Source organism: Neisseria sp. RH3002v2f, from assembly GCF_014596375.1.
GTDB classification, from domain to species: Bacteria; Pseudomonadota; Gammaproteobacteria; order Burkholderiales; family Neisseriaceae; genus Neisseria; species Neisseria cinerea.
The window spans coordinates 236989-252142 of sequence record NZ_MAYZ01000020.1 but is presented as its reverse complement, the minus strand read 5'-3'; the positions used below and the strand labels follow the sequence as shown (position 1 = coordinate 252142).

Genomic DNA, 15154 nt, shown 5'->3' with positions numbered 1-15154 from the left:
CGACTTGCATGTGTAAAGCATGCCGCCAGCGTTCAATCTGAGCCAGGATCAAACTCTTATGTTCAATCTCTAACTTTTTAACTTCTGGTCTGCTTCAAAGAAACCGACAGGACAATGTTCAAAACATCATCTTGTCTGTCTTTCAAACAGTGTGAGGCTCAAGGCACTCACACTTATCGGTAATCTGTTTTGTTAAAGAGCGTTTGAATTACTTCGTTACCGCCGCTTCGTCAGCGGCGAAGAACCGAACTATACGCTTGAAGACGTATACGGTCAATACTTCATCTTATCTTTTTTTAATTATTTTCTCCATCTCGCTGTCTGATAAGGTTTTTTATTTCGCTACAAACCTCCTCCGGTTCGGAATTCACCTACCTCCATCTTAGCTACTCCCCTTTTTTTCTGTCATATGGTTTGAAAATAACTGAGAAAGAGGTATCAGACAAGTAATCTGTATTTTGTTATAAAATTGGTAATGTTTCTTCTTTTACAAACAAAATCATTCAATGGGTAAACATATTCTTTTAGGCATAACGGGCAGTATTGCAGCTTATAAAGCTTGCGAACTGGTACGCTTACTGAAAAAACAGGGGCACTCCATTACGGTGGTCATGAGCCGCTCGGCAACCGAGTTTGTCTCTCCTTTAACTTTTCAGGCTTTAAGTGGTAATCCTGTGCTGACCGACACGCACGGTGGCAACGGTTCAAACGGTATGGAACATATCAACTTAACCCGGAATGCGGATGTTTTTCTGATTGCGCCGGCAAGTATGAATACTGTGGCAAAAATCTGTAACAGCGTGGCAGATAACCTACTGACCAATCTGGCAGCCGCACGGAAATGTCCTCTTGCCATCGCTCCCGCCATGAATGTGGAAATGTGGCTCAACCCTGCCAACCAACGGAATATCGCACAACTGGTTTCAGACGGCATTACTGTCTATATGCCAGGCTCGGGCGAACAGGCTTGCGGAGAAAATGGTATGGGAAGGATGCCGGAGCCCGCAGAATTGCTGGACCTGCTTCCGGATTTATGGACACCGAAAATTTTAAAGGACAAGAAAATCTTGATTACCGCAGGTGCGACATTTGAAGCCATTGACCCTGTCAGGGGCATCACAAATATTTCCAGCGGGAAAATGGGCGTGGCTTTGGCGCGGGCGTGCCGTGCCGCCGGTGCGGAAGTCAGCCTGATTTACGGGCAACTTCAAACCGAACTGCCTTTCGGTATATCCAATACGGTTCAAACCGTCAGCGCTGAAGATATGCATCGCGCAGTGCATCGTTTGATTGAAAAACAAGATGCTTTTATTTCTGTTGCCGCCGTCTCAGACTATAGGGTTAAAAACAGGAGTACTCAAAAATTCAAAAAAGATAAAAATGCCAATCCGTTATCTATCGAATTGGATGAAAACCCTGATATTTTGGCGTCCATTGCCTTATTACCGAACCCTCCTTTCTGTATCGGTTTTGCCGCTGAAACGGAGAATGTATTGGCATATGCGCGAGAAAAACGCATTAAGAAAAAAATACCGATGATAGTTGCCAATAATGTTTCAATCGCAATGGGCAAGACAACCAACCAAATTGTTATCATAGATGATGATGCGGAGTTGTCTTTCCCCGAAATAAGTAAAGATGAAGCGGCAATGCTGATTGTTGAAAGGCTTGCCGTATATTTAGACAAATAAGTAGCTGGACAGATAAACCATAAAACGGGTTGTCTATTACTGAAAAAGACAACCCGTTTTATCTGCTTCAACTTCTGATTACTTTGCGGATATATGGAATACTGTGCAGATTTTGAATAATCTGATTCAATTGATTCAGATTTTTAACTTTCAATAAAAATTTGAATTCGACAAAACCTTCCGTTCCCGACTGGGATTTAGACGGTGTTTCGACCGACTCGATGTCCGCACCGGAATCGGAAATAGCTTGCGCCATTAATGCCAGCAATCCGTGACTGTCTTCCGATTGAACATGCAGCCCGATACGATAGTTCTGCCCGTTCATATTTTCCCAGTCTGCATCCAGCTGCTGTTCGGGATCGGACTTTAACAACGTTGGGCATGTATCCCTATGGATAATCATGCCTTTTCCCTTAACCAACAACAAACGGATGGAATCACCGGGAACCGGATGGCAACACTCTGCAAAATGAATATGTCCGCTTTCCTGCCCATCGACTTTAATGGAACTGAGCCTGACCTCGCTACCGAAATGCTTTCCTGCCAATTCAGCAATATGCATGGCAACATAAACGGGCAGGGTATGGCCCATCCCGACGTTATACAATACTTCTTCAAACGATGTCTGTTTATCGTTAAGGTCTTCCAAATATCTTTCTTTAATGCCGTCTGAAAGCAAGATATCTTTGGGTAACAAACTGGACAGGGCTTTCTGCAACAAGCCTTCACCTAAAACAATCGCATCATGCCTGTTAAGGTTTTTAATATATTGGCGTATGGCACTACGCGCCCTGCCGGACACGGCGAAATTCAACCATGCAGGATTTGGTTTGGCATGTTCGGATGTAATAATTTCGACGGAATCGCCGGTTTTGAGCTTCGTACGCAACGGCATCATAATATTGTTGATACGTGCGGCAACGGTTTTGTGCCCAATATCGGTATGCACCGCATAAGCAAAATCGATAGGTGTTGCACCCTTGGGCAATGTTAGGATTTTTCCTTTTGGCGTAAGAATATAGATTTCGTTTGGAAACAAATCTACCTTGACGTGTTCAAGAAACTCAATAGCATTGGCACTGCTTGCCTGCAAATCTAAGATATTTTTCAGCCACCGGTTTGTGTGAAGCACCGCCTGATCGACCGTCTTAGAATCTGATTTATAGCTCCAATGTCCGGCGATTCCACCTTCGGCAACAGCATCCATTTCCCTGGTACGTATCTGCACTTCAACCGGCAAACCGTAAGGCCCGACCAAAGTAGTATGCAAGCTTTGATAACCGTTGCTTTTCGGAATAGCGATGTAGTCTTTAAACCGTCCGGGCTTGGGCTGATAGAGGTTGTGCAATGCGCCGAGCGCAGCATAACATGCAGGAATACTGTTAACGATGACACGGAAACCGTAAATATCCATAACTTCGGAGAAATGCAGTTTTTTTTCTAACATTTTCCGATAGATGCCGTACAGGTTCTTTTCCCGACCCTTGATTTTGGCTTCTATGTTCGCCCCTACCAAACGCTGGCCGAACGCACGCAAAATCTTTCCAACAACATCCTGCCTGTTTTTCCGACTCTTATCCATCGCCTTTTTCATGGTTTCATAGCGATTGGGATGGAGATTCTGGAAAGATAAATCCTGAAGCTCTTGATATGCATTATTCAAACCTATACGGTTGGCAATTTGCGCATAGATTTCAAGGGTTTCTTTTGCAATACGGCGACGCTTGTCCGGACGCATCGAACCGAGTGTCCGCATATTATGCAGACGGTCGGCAAGTTTAACGACAATCACGCGTACATCTTTGGTCATTGCCAAAATCAGTTTGCGGAAACTCTCCGCCTGATGCTCTGCATGATCTTCAAATTTGAGTTTTTCAAGCTTGGACAGACCGTCCACCATCTCGGCAATCGTATTGCCGAATCTTGCGGCCATCTCCTCTTTCGTAACGCCTGTATCTTCCAGCACATCGTGCATTACACCCGCACAGAGACCCTGTACGTCCATATGCCAAACCGCAAGCTGTGTCGCAACGGCAATCGGATGCGTAATGTATGGTTCGCCACTTTTCCGGGTTTGTCCGTCATGAGCGTGAAATGCATAGGCAACGGCCTTCTCGAGCTCAACCTGTTCTTCAGGCTTGAGATAGGAAGCGGTACGGAAAAGCAGGGTGCGTGCTTCGGCAGTTAAATGGTCGTAAGGTGCGGTGGGTTGTGGGACAGGCATTTCAGACGGCTTTCGGAACATATTTTATTTTTCGTTTCAAACCGTCGGACCGCGCACTTGCGGAAAGATTCGCCTGCGCGCGTTTCCGGCAGGCTTTATTTACTGCGCGTCAGCAGTTCCGTGCCGACATGTCCTGCAGCAATTTCCCGCAAGGCAGTAACGGTCGGTTTGTTATTGCGGACATCGTCCACAAGCGGCGTATTGCCATTTTCAAGCTGGCGGGCCCGACGGGCCGCTACCAATGTCAGGTCAAAATGGTTTGAAATTTTTCCAGTACAGTCTTCTGTGGTAATACGTGCCATATTATTTGCTTTCTTTCAAGAATATTTAAAATGGGAACTGGATATTTTCGCCGTTTTCTAGGAATTTTCCAACAAATTCGCAATAAACCCCAGTTGCACGGATTTTTTCAGACGGCAAGAACTCACAATATGAACCAAATCCGCCTCCGCTTGCTCCAAGTCGTCATTAACCACGACATAATCGAACAATACAGACTGTTCGATTTCATGCCTTGCTTTCAAAAGCCTCCTTTGGATAACTTCCTGACTATCCGTCCCGCGTCCGTGCAGACGTGCAGCAAGCACATCGAAAGACGGCGGCAGGATAAAGATACCGACAGCTTCGGGCAACGCATCTCGAACCTGAGCCGCCCCCTGAACGTCGATTTCCAGAATGACATCATAACCTGCCGCAGCCAATGCATTCACACCCTCGATACTTGTACCGTAATAGTTTCCGAATACATCGGCGTACTCCAAAAAAGCCTTCTGCGCAATAAGCGACTCAAACTCTTCTTTGGAGACAAAGTGATAATGCACGCCGTTTACTTCACCTTCCCGCGGCGACCGAGTCGTATGCGACACGGAAACGCGCAAACCGGCATGATTTGCCAACAGCCGAGAAACCAGCGTGGTTTTCCCCGTACCGGAGGCGGCAGAGATAATAAAAATATTGCCTTTTTTATAAGCGGTCATGTTTCTTACCTGTATGTTTTAAAGCCAATTGTACCACAACAGACACCCGATTTCATGCTCGCCTACACCCATATTTTGCCGCTATTGCCTTGATTGATTTGGCAAGCAGCAGACTGACGGCTACAATATGGCGTTAAAAACATTAAATTTGGAATACTCCCATGCTGTTTCACCCCGAAGCCATGAGTGTCGGCGCGCTTGCCGACAAAATCCGCAAAATCGAAAACTGGCCGCAAGAAGGCATCTTATTCCACGACATCACACCTGTCCTGCAAAGTGCGGAACACTTCCGCCTTTTAGTCGACCTGCTGGTTTACCGCTATATGGGTCAAAAAATCGATATGGTTGCCGGCTTGGATGCACGCGGATTTATTATCGGCGCAGCACTAGCCTATCAGCTCAATGTCGGTTTCGTACCTATCCGGAAAAAAGGCAAGCTGCCTTTTGAAACCGTATCGCAAAGTTATGCGCTCGAATACGGGGAAGCGACAGTGGAAATTCACACCGATGCCGTCAAACCCGGTTCCCGTGTCCTGCTGGTCGATGATTTGGTTGCGACAGGCGGCACAATGCTTGCCGGACTGGAGCTGATCCGCAAACTCGGAGGAGAAATTGTCGAAGCTGCCGCCATTTTGGAATTTACCGACCTTCAGGGCGGCAAGAATATCCGTGCAAGCGGCACACCCTTATTTACCCTGCTTCAAAACGAAGGCTGCATGAAGGGCTGAAAACCGACCCTGCCGTCTGAAACCGGCAGGGTTGTTATGATGCGTTCAAATCACACCCAAATCTTGCAAGCCCCTCAACACGCCGTCTTCATCAACGCCGGGGCAAACATATTTCGCCGCTTCTTTCGCCGCCTGTTCCCCGTTGCCCATCGCCACGCCGAACCCGACTTCCGACAGCATTTCCACATCGTTCAAACCATCTCCGAACGCCATCACGTCCGCCATATCCCATCCCAATGCCTCAACCACGCTTCTGATGCCGTCCGTTTTCGACGCACCGGTCGGCAGCAGATCGACAGCTTCCTCGTGCCAACGCACCGTTTTCAGCCCTTCCCGATGTAAAAATTCCGATAAATCAATTACCTCCCGACAATCTGCAAACACCAGCATCTGATAAACCGGATTATGTAAAAAATAATCCCTTCCTTCAAAAAAATTATCGGCAATACGGTTTAGCGCACGGCATACCCGCGCCGACAAAGAAGACACGGCAATCCCTCCTCCTCCGACGAAGGCATAATCCATCCCCAATCCATCTAAAAAAGAACAAGCCCGGCCTATCTGCCCGACATCCATCGGTATCTCGCGCACGACCTTGCCATTGAGCAAGGCAAACTGCCCGTTGATAGTAACCAAGGCATCCATTCCCGTTTCCCCTGCCATGTGTTTCACTTTGTCCGGTATCGTCGCCAAAGACCGCCCCGTTGCCAATGCCGTCAAAATTCCCTTACCCCTTAATGCCTCTACCGCTATTTTCACAGAAGGACGCAAGGTATCCGTATATTTGCGGTACAGCGTATCGTCAATATCGAAAAACACGATTTTAGGACTCATAATTTTTGCTTTCGAACAAGAACGGCCGCATTGTATCCCAAACCGTCAAATACAAGATAACCCACTATAAATCCGCAACAAAATTGACCGAAAATACAAAAAGGCGGATAATCCGCCCATCCTCAAACCCTTTTCAGACGGCATTTGCAGCAATGCCGTCTGAAACATTTCTGCAAAGCACACAAATCATGAAAGCACCCGAACTCTTATTGCCCGCCGGCGGATTGGAAAGAATGCGCGCCGCCTACGACTACGGCGCAGACGCCGTTTATGCCGGCAGTCCGCGTTACTCCCTGCGCGCTCGCAACAACGAATTTGCCAAACTCGACGTCCTCGAGCAAGGCATTAAAGAAGCGCACGAGCGCAACAAAAAATTCTTCCTGACCGTCAACACCCTGCCACACAATTCCAAACTCAAAACCTTCGTTTCCGATATGGAACCCTTGATTGCCATGAAACCCGACGCGCTGATTATGGCGGATCCGGGTTTGATCATGACCGTGCGCGAAAAATGGCCGGAAATGCCGATCCATCTGTCCGTACAGGCAAACACCACCAACTACTGGGGCGTGAAATTCTGGCAGAACATCGGTGTCGAACGCATTATTCTGTCGCGCGAATTAAGCATGGAAGAAATCGCCGAAATCCGCCAAGAATGTCCCGACATCGAACTCGAAGTCTTCATTCACGGCGCATTGTGCATCGCCTACTCCGGCCGTTGCCTGCTCTCCGGCTATTTCAACCACCGCGACCCCAATCAAGGCACCTGCACCAACTCCTGCCGTTGGGACTACAAAGTTCACAACGCCACTGAAAGCGATGCGGGCGACGCCCAACTTCTGCAAGGTTTCAACTTTGAAAAAGCCCAAGAAGAAGCCAACCAAAACTTTGAAGGCATCAACGGCCAAAAACGCCATCCCTACGCCGACAAAGTTTTCCTGATTGAAGAGTCCAACCGCCCGGGCGAGATGATGCCGATTATGGAAGACGAGCACGGCACCTACATCATGAATTCCAAAGACCTTCGCGGCATTGAAGTCGTCGAAAAACTCGCCAAAATCGGCGTGGACAGCCTCAAAGTCGAAGGTCGCACCAAGTCGCTCTACTACGTCGCCCGCGTCGCCCAGTCCTACCGCAAAGCGATTGATGATGCCGTTGCAGGCCGTCCGTTTGATTACAGCCTGTTGAGCGAACTCGAAGGTCTCGCCAACCGGGGCTACACCAGCGGCTTCCTCGAACGCCACCAAACTCAGGATTACCAAAACTACCTGACCGGCCACTCCATCGCCAAACAAAGCCAATATGTCGGCCACGTTACCGAAATCGACGAAAACGGCTGGGCGACAATCGAAGTTAAAAACCGCTTCTCCGTCGGCGATTCACTCGAAATCATCCACCCGAGCGGCAACCAAACCATCAAATTGGAACAAATGACCCGCAGAGGCCAGCCTGTCGATGTAGCACCGGGCAACGGCATTCAGGTCAAAATCCCCGATATGCAGGGCAAAGAAAAAGCCCTCATCGCACGCGTATTGAACCCCTAAGCCAAAATGCCGTCTGAACCCCGTTTTCAGACGGCATTTTGTTGAATCTTACTGTACAATTGCAATGATTTCCCACAGCAAGCAAGGATATCCGACATGAAAAAAATCTTCATACTCTCTACCGCCGCCCTTATGCTGGCTGCCTGCCAATCCGGCAGCGCACCTAAAAACACACACATGAAATCTGCCGGCACACCGGCCGGAGAATCATGCAAAGTTATCCGCGGAGACACCGCAGGAGGCGGCAAAAACATCATTTACCGTTGCAGCAACGGTCAGGCAGCAATAAATGCAGCCATTGCAGACGGCGCATTGGAATCCGGGATTCCCGTCAGCTTCGGCGGCGGTGGCGTACCTGTTGCAAACGGTCAGGGTCTGGTTACCCGTCAGGCGGCAAACGGCGTTGGCAAATCTGACTCCGAGGCCTGTGAACGCGCCCTAATCAATGCTGCCCGCAAATTCCAGCAGACCGCAGGCAAACTCGGCGGACGCGGCGTTACCGGCTTCCACAGCTACTTTGACAAGCAATCGCTGCAAGGCGGACAATACGACTGTCAGGCAGGCTCGTTCCACGTCCGCGTGGTCATGCGCGCCAATGTCGTCCGTTAACATACCGGCAACCAAAAATGCCGTCTGAAACATTTTTCAGACGGCATTTTTTCAGGCTTTACCGGTAATTCTCTTTAAAATCCTACTCCGGCTGTAACTGTAATACTGTAGCGGCAAGGTATACGGGTATATTATCACCTTCCGCCATCCTAACCATATAATATCAAACAAAAGCCCCGGTCTATCCGCACCAGGGCTTTCGTCAAATCAAGGATTCAACCGGGATTATTGGGCTTTCTTACCACCAAATACGCCGAAGCTGTTATTTGTCCATTTCCCGGCCTTTTCTGGTGCATCCTTAACATAGCTGTACCTACCTGCCATTTCTGCAGCATTGGCACCATAGAATCCTCCGGAGATGCTACCTTTCTCACCGTTTTTCCAAGTACCGGTAAAGCGGTTGCCATCAAGGCTTCCCTTGAATTCCTGGGTGCCCATAAACGATCCGTCACCACTATTAATCTTACCGTTCAATGATTTACCGGAAAAATCGACAGTAGCAGTAAACGAACCGACTGAACGCAATGTATTACCTTCACTAAACCAATTCTCACCTTCGGTCAAGTTGCGCGAACGGAAATGCAATACATCGCCTTTATAAGTAGCCGTACCGCCGGGCAGACTGTCGCTCAACTTTCCTTGAACAAAGAGTGCGTATGAACCATCTGCCAATTTAGCCGCACCATAAATCAGATTTTCAAAACCTTTGGAAGTAATAATCTTACCGAAGTCTGTCCAAAGCTGCGTCCTACTTGACAGCCGTTCATTAGCCACTGTCAAATCAATGGTTTCGCCATTGATGACCAGCTTCGTGATGTCACCTTCCCCGTAAAAATATTTTTCACCCAACTCACCAGTTTTCAATGGTGATGCGGCCGGTGCTGAAGGTTTGGGATTGGCAGGATGGGTTGACGCACCTCCTTGGCTGCCTGAGTCTTGGTCATCCGAATCTTGATCATCCGAATCTTGGTCGTCTGAATCTTGATCGCCCGAGTCTTGGTCACCTGCCTCAGGAGCGGGTTTCGTCGATGTATCAGCAGTTTTTACTGTGGTAGCATTGGCTTCAGTTGCCAAACGCTCAGCTTCGGTTTTCAATGCCTGCGCATCTGCAGTCTGATATTTTTTTAAGAACTGGTCGGCACGGATTTTCAATGCTTCAGCTTTTTCTTTGTATTCCTTCGCAGTAGCGTCATCCGGCTTGGCTACCAACATTTTTTCCGCTTCGGCCAATGCTTTTTCGGCTAACGTTTTCCACTGCTCGGCATCTTTACGGGTTCTCTCTATATTACTGAGGTACTGCCCCGCTTTCTCTTTCGCTTCTTCTGCCGCTTTTACTGCAGCCTTACGGTCTGCTTCTGTGGCGTATTTCCCTTCCACCGCTTTTTTTGCTGCTGCTTCATATGCGCTGGTAGACCCTTCCAATTCCGTTTTCTGACCTGCTAAGAAGTCATCTTTAGAGTCGATTTGCTGGGCGGAATAATCATTGCCCTTTGCACCTTTACCCCATGATTCTTCAAATTTTGCTTTTGCTGCATCATAAGCTTTATCGGCTGAAGGTGGTTGGGTTGTATCGCCACCTGTCGGACTTCCTTCATGATGGTTGTGATTAGGAGGCGTCGTCGATTCGCTTCCTGCGCTACCGCCTTCATGATGGTTGTGATTAGGAGGTGTCGTCGATTCGTTTCCTGCGCTACCGCCAGCCCCTGGAGGGGTCGGCACCGAACTACCGTTTTGACCGGATGAAGGAGTTTCAACCTTTCCACCTTGACCAGGCGCCGGGTTTGATGCACCCGGAACAGTCGGGGTAGGCTTAACACTTGGCGCATCTCCGCCTCCCGAACTACAAGCTGAAAGAGCTAGACCGCAGGCAATGGCAAGTGCGCTCAATTTAAATGATGAATTCGACATGACATACTCCTAATTACATGAATAATAAAAATAAGTTCATTCTCTTTTACGAAAAGGTATGATGCTTATTCATAAATTTATTGAAAAAAAAATTTCAAGTTTTCATAGTCGGTTGCAAATACGTTCCGGCAAACAGCTGAGTATTATATAAAGCGCAACTCCATGAAAACATCGATACCTGATTTTTGCATTACTCAATGCCTGTGCGGCATCATTCCTTCCGGTGCTTCGGCATCAGCGGCCAAACCGAAGGTTTCGCGCAAAATCACTTTATAGAAGGCAAATGCTTCACGTGCACCTTGGATGGCTTCTGCTTCGGCTTCGGGAGTCAAGTTCAAAGCGTTCAGATGCTCGACAAAGGCACGCCAGTGTTTGCCGCGCCCGGCAGGATGGGGGGCAAGGTGTCTCGCGCCGTGTTCGCCGTTGTAATCGAGTTTTTGCGCATGCTTAAAGAGAAACGCTGCGCCGAGATTCGAACCTTCCGCGCAGTAAAGCCAGCCGATTGCTTTGTTACCGGTTTCATGCGGCAGCGGTTTGCCGTATTCGTAAGGTTTGTCGCCCAAATCTGCAAGGTCTTGTGTTACGGCATCGTATCGCGCCATGTATTCCAGTTCGGGAATGGCTTTGTTCAATTCGGCATCTTTATAGATATGATCGACAGCCTTATGGAAAACTGATTGGAGTTTCAAAAATTTGATGTAGTTTTCTTTACTTGAAAACGGCTGAACAGACATGACGAGATTGTCTACGCTGTCGTGGACACCCGTGGTCTCTGCTTTCAAGCGTTTGGCAAATGTCAACTCTTGGTTTTCTGCTTCACTCATGTTTTTTCCTTTATCAATTAAATGCGGATGATGGCGATACGGATAAAACCCATATTTGCCTATACACTCGACATACAAAAATAATAAATGAAATTTATTATCATATAATTTATGAAATATATATCATTTGTGTTATATGTTCAAGCAGATGTTTTACTATCATTTACAGAGATGCCGTTTTATAAAGGGATTCGATAATCAGGCAGGTAGCCGCACAAAGAATATTTCTACTGCATAGCGTTTGTTTATGCGGTTGCCCATGCCGGTTTTGCATCCTGATTGGGCGTATCGCATTTTTCCTTTATAATGCTATAACTTATATTTTACTCATGTCCCGCATGATTACTTTTCGCCAACCTGTCCGTTACTGCTCCTGCACCGACTCTCTTTATGGTGCCTTGCCGCCGCATACGGTAGATTGCCCGGAATGCGGCTGCCGTGTGGATGTGCCGCAATTGGACAGGGGGGAGGCGGCATTTTGCCCACGCTGCAGCTATAAGCTCTTCAGAGTAAGCAATCATCCTTTTTCCGGTCCGCCCGCTTATGCGGCGGCTTCCCTGATTCTGATGATGTTTGCTTATAGCATGACCTATATCCGGGTGGATATACCGGGTGCAACGTCTATTTTGTCCCTGCCGGAAATGGTACGCCTGATGGTGTTTCAGGATTACGGTTTTTTGGCGGAAGTAATGTTTATACCGACCTTCGGCGCACCGATTCTGTTTCTATCGCTGTGCCTATACGTCTATACGGCACTGATACGGGGGAAGGCGTATCCCGCATTAAGGTTGGCAACGCGCGTAATGGTGCGCCTGAAGCAGGTCATGATGGTGGATGTGTTTTTTATTTCTACTTTGGTGGCATATATCAAGCTTTCATCCGTATCCGAGGTAACTTTCGGGCCTGCGTTTTATCTGATGTTCCTGCTGTCGGTCATGTTGATTCGGACATCGGTATCTGTTCCCCAACATTGGGTGTATTTCCAGATTGAACGGCTGACGGGAAATAATGCGGTTCAGACGGCATCGGAAGATAAAACCTGTTGCAGCCGTTGCCTGTATTTCCGCCACAGGTACGAACGCCCCTGCGGCGTGTGCGGTGCGGACCTGTACCGCCGGCGGCCGAAAAGTCTGAGTATTTCGTCGGCGTTTTTGACGGCTGCGGTTATTTTGTATTTCCCTGCCAATATCCTGCCGATTATGATTTCGTCCAATCCTGCCACCACAGAGGTAAACACCATCCTTAACGGCATCACTTATATGTGGAACGAGGGCGACAGGCTGATTGCGGCGGTTATTTTCAGCGCGAGTATTTTGGTGCCGGTGCTGAAAATTGCGGCAATGTCAGTTTTGATTGCGTCCGCCCACTTCGCTTTGCCAGCGGGCGCAAAGAAATTGTCTCACCTCTACCGCATCACCGAAGCGGTCGGCCGCTGGTCGATGATTGATATTTTTGTGATTATTATCCTAATGTGTTCGTTCCACACCAATGTGGCCCGCGTCGTACCAGGTGGCGCGGCCGCCTATTTTTGCCTCGTTGTGGTTCTGACTATGCTGTCTGCCTATTATTTCGACCCGCGCCTCATCTGGGACAAGTACGCCTCAGACGGCATTTTGCTCAATGAAACGGAAAAATATGACTGACAACACCTCTCCTCAAAACGGGCATACCAAAGCACGCGTCCGTAAAAACAATACCTTCCTCTCCGCTGTCTGGCTGATTCCCCTGATCGCGCTGATTGCCGGCGGCTGGCTTTGGGTTAAGGAAATACGCAACAGGGGACCCGTAGTTACGCTGCTGATGAACAGCGCGGAAGGTATCGAAGTCAACAAGACAGTCATTAAGGTATTGAGCGTCGATGTTGGACGCGTTACCCGAATCAAACTGCGCGGCGATCAAAAAGGTGTAGAAGTTACTGCCCAACTCAATGCGGACGTATCCGACCTCATCCGCAGCGATACCCAGTTTTGGGTGGTTAAACCGCGTATCGACCAAAGCGGCGTAACCGGTTTGGGTACGCTGCTTTCGGGTTCATACATCGCTTTTACACCTGGGAAAAGCGACGAGGCAAAAGACGTGTTCCAAGTGCAGGACATTCCTCCGATTGCCGCTATCGGTCAAAGCGGCCTGCGCCTGAATTTGATCGGCAAAAACGACCGCATCCTCAACGTCAGCAGCCCCGTTTTATATGAAAACTTTATGGTCGGCCAAGTAGAAAGCGCGCATTTCAACCCGTCCGACCAAAGTGTGCATTACACTATCTTCATCCAGAGCCCCAACGACAAACTGATTCATTCCGCCAGCCGTTTTTGGCTGGAAAGCGGCATTAATATCGAAACCACAGGCAGCGGTGTCAAACTCAATTCCGTCCCTCTGCCCGCATTGCTGTCAGGTGCGATTTCATTCGACTCCCCAAAAACAAAAAATCAACACCATGTTCAAAACGACGACCGTTTCGAGCTTTACGACAACCGCAGAGAAGTGGAAAACCTGCCTGACGACCGCTCGCTGTACTACACCGCGTTTTTCAAACAATCCGTACGCGGCCTGTCTGCCGGTTCGCCTGTCGAATACAAAGGCCTGAATGTCGGCGTGGTTTCCGATGTCCCTTATTTCGACCGCAACGACAGCCTGCATTTGTTTGAAAACGGCTGGATTCCCATACGCATCCGTATCGAGCCTTCCCGTTTGGAAATCAATGCCGACGAGCAAAGCAAAGAGCATTGGAAACAACAATTTCAGACGGCCTTAAACAAAGGCCTGACCGCCAGCATCTCCAGCAACAACCTACTGACCGGCAGCAAAATGATTGAGTTGAATGATCAGCCTTCCGCATCGCCTAAGCTGCGGCCGCATACCGTTTATGCAGGCGATACCGTTATCGCGACCCAAGGCGGCGGTTTGGACGATTTGCAGGCAAAAGTGGCCGACTTGTTAGACAAATTCAACAATCTGCCATTGGATAAAACCGTTGCCGGCTTGAATGGTTCGCTTGCCGAGCTCAAGTCCACACTCAAATCTGCCAATGCCGCCCTAAGCTCCATCGACAAACTGGTCGGCAAACCGCAGACACAAAACATTCCGAACGAGTTGAACCAAACCCTGAAAGAGTTGCGTCAAACCCTGCAAGGCGTATCGCCTCAATCGCCTATCTACGGCGACGTACAAAATACGCTGCAAAGTTTGGACAAAACCTTAAAAGACGTTCAACCCGTGATTAATACTTTGAAAGAAAAACCCAACGCGCTGATTTTCAACAGCAGCAGCAAAGACCCTATCCCGAAAGGAAGCCGATAATGCGCCTCTTCCCGATTGCCGCAGCCCTGCTGCTTGCAGCCTGCAGCACCGCGCAAAGTACGCAGTATTTCATACTGCCCGACAGCCGGTACCTGCCGCCCGAACGCCGCGTGGCGGAAACCGCCGTCAAAGTCCGCCTTGCCGAACCGCTCAAACGGGGCGGACTGGTTTACCAGACCGATCCCTACAGGCTCCATACCGCCCAAAATCACGTTTGGGCAAGTTCTTTAGACGATATGCTTGAAGCAGCACTGAGCAATGCATTCAACCGCCTGAATACCAAACGTGTATTCATTCCCGCTTCTCGCAACGGCCAGTCAGAAAAATGGACGGTCTATATCGATACCTTCCAAGGCAGCTACACAGGAAAAACCATCGTCGGTGGCTATGCGGTATTTCCGGATGGCACGGTCAGATCCTTCCATGCCGAAACCGAACAGCAGGGAGACGGCTATGCCGCCATGACCGCCTCCCTTGAGCAGGGCCTTCAACAGGCGGCACGGCAAATTGCTCGATAA

The 15154-nt window shown here is 48.8% G+C and carries 13 protein-coding genes and 1 rRNA gene; 7 read left to right on the top strand and 7 right to left on the bottom strand.

Annotation, left to right across the window (positions count from 1 at the left end; translation table 11 throughout):
* Window positions 1-64: ribosomal RNA gene (locus tag BBW69_RS05155) — 16S ribosomal RNA — on the bottom strand; the annotation flags it as partial.
* A gap of 442 nt (window positions 65-506) precedes the next feature.
* Between BBW69_RS05155 and coaBC the strand changes: the two genes are divergently transcribed.
* Window positions 507-1691, top strand: a complete 1185-nt coding sequence (gene coaBC / locus BBW69_RS05150) for a bifunctional phosphopantothenoylcysteine decarboxylase/phosphopantothenate--cysteine ligase CoaBC (RefSeq protein WP_107860285.1) — start codon at window positions 507-509, stop codon at window positions 1689-1691.
* A gap of 67 nt (window positions 1692-1758) precedes the next feature.
* Here the strand turns inward: coaBC and BBW69_RS05145 are convergent, their stop codons facing one another.
* The 3 genes from BBW69_RS05145 to gmk all read right to left on the bottom strand — a co-directional run bounded on the left by BBW69_RS05145 (window position 1759) and on the right by gmk (window position 4892).
* The gene (locus BBW69_RS05145; protein ID WP_188210624.1) at window positions 1759-3915 is read right to left on the bottom strand and encodes a bifunctional (p)ppGpp synthetase/guanosine-3',5'-bis(diphosphate) 3'-pyrophosphohydrolase; all 2157 of its coding nucleotides are present in this window, start codon (window positions 3913-3915) and stop codon (window positions 1759-1761) included.
* A 95-nt stretch (window positions 3916-4010) separates the two neighbouring features.
* Window positions 4011-4217: a DNA-directed RNA polymerase subunit omega gene (gene rpoZ / locus BBW69_RS05140; protein ID WP_039854647.1), complete on the bottom strand. Its 207-nt coding sequence runs from the start codon at window positions 4215-4217 to the stop codon at window positions 4011-4013.
* A 57-nt stretch (window positions 4218-4274) separates the two neighbouring features.
* Window positions 4275-4892 (bottom strand): guanylate kinase, encoded by a 618-nt coding sequence (gmk, locus tag BBW69_RS05135; RefSeq protein ID WP_188210623.1) that lies wholly within the window; start codon window positions 4890-4892, stop codon window positions 4275-4277.
* 161 nt (window positions 4893-5053) lie between these two features.
* On the opposite strand from gmk, the gene BBW69_RS05130 reads away from it, so the two are divergent.
* Window positions 5054-5620, top strand: coding sequence for an adenine phosphoribosyltransferase (locus BBW69_RS05130; RefSeq protein ID WP_188210622.1), 567 nt, complete (start codon window positions 5054-5056; stop codon window positions 5618-5620).
* Between the two features lie 45 nt (window positions 5621-5665).
* Here the strand turns inward: BBW69_RS05130 and BBW69_RS05125 are convergent, their stop codons facing one another.
* A complete protein-coding gene (locus tag BBW69_RS05125) occupies window positions 5666-6454 on the bottom strand; it encodes a Cof-type HAD-IIB family hydrolase (protein ID WP_188210621.1) in 789 nt (262 codons plus the stop codon).
* A gap of 188 nt (window positions 6455-6642) precedes the next feature.
* Between BBW69_RS05125 and yegQ the strand changes: the two genes are divergently transcribed.
* Window positions 6643-7998 carry a tRNA 5-hydroxyuridine modification protein YegQ gene (gene yegQ, locus BBW69_RS05120; protein WP_188210638.1) on the top strand — a complete coding sequence of 452 codons (1356 nt, stop codon included), beginning with the start codon at window positions 6643-6645 and terminating at the stop codon, window positions 7996-7998.
* A gap of 132 nt (window positions 7999-8130) precedes the next feature.
* Window positions 8131-8607, top strand: coding sequence for an excinuclease (locus BBW69_RS05115; protein ID WP_188210637.1), 477 nt, complete (start codon window positions 8131-8133; stop codon window positions 8605-8607).
* A 225-nt stretch (window positions 8608-8832) separates the two neighbouring features.
* Here BBW69_RS05115 and BBW69_RS05110 read toward each other — a convergent pair whose 3' ends face one another.
* Window positions 8833-10515, bottom strand: coding sequence for a transferrin-binding protein-like solute binding protein (locus BBW69_RS05110; RefSeq protein ID WP_188210620.1), 1683 nt, complete (start codon window positions 10513-10515; stop codon window positions 8833-8835).
* 194 nt (window positions 10516-10709) lie between these two features.
* A complete protein-coding gene (locus tag BBW69_RS05105) occupies window positions 10710-11339 on the bottom strand; it encodes a biliverdin-producing heme oxygenase (protein ID WP_111727256.1) in 630 nt (209 codons plus the stop codon).
* A gap of 338 nt (window positions 11340-11677) precedes the next feature.
* Between BBW69_RS05105 and BBW69_RS05100 the strand changes: the two genes are divergently transcribed.
* The 3 genes from BBW69_RS05100 to BBW69_RS05090 are packed head-to-tail and all read left to right on the top strand — an operon-like array spanning window position 11678 to window position 15154.
* The gene (locus BBW69_RS05100; protein ID WP_188210619.1) at window positions 11678-12982 is read left to right on the top strand and encodes a paraquat-inducible protein A; all 1305 of its coding nucleotides are present in this window, start codon (window positions 11678-11680) and stop codon (window positions 12980-12982) included.
* Entirely contained in the window at window positions 12975-14636 is a 1662-nt protein-coding gene (pqiB, locus tag BBW69_RS05095) for an intermembrane transport protein PqiB (RefSeq protein ID WP_188210618.1), read from the top strand. Before BBW69_RS05100 ends, pqiB begins: the two co-directional genes overlap by 8 nt.
* Window positions 14636-15154: a membrane integrity-associated transporter subunit PqiC gene (locus BBW69_RS05090; RefSeq protein WP_188210617.1), complete on the top strand. Its 519-nt coding sequence runs from the start codon at window positions 14636-14638 to the stop codon at window positions 15152-15154. The genes pqiB and BBW69_RS05090 overlap by 1 nt, the downstream gene beginning before the upstream one ends.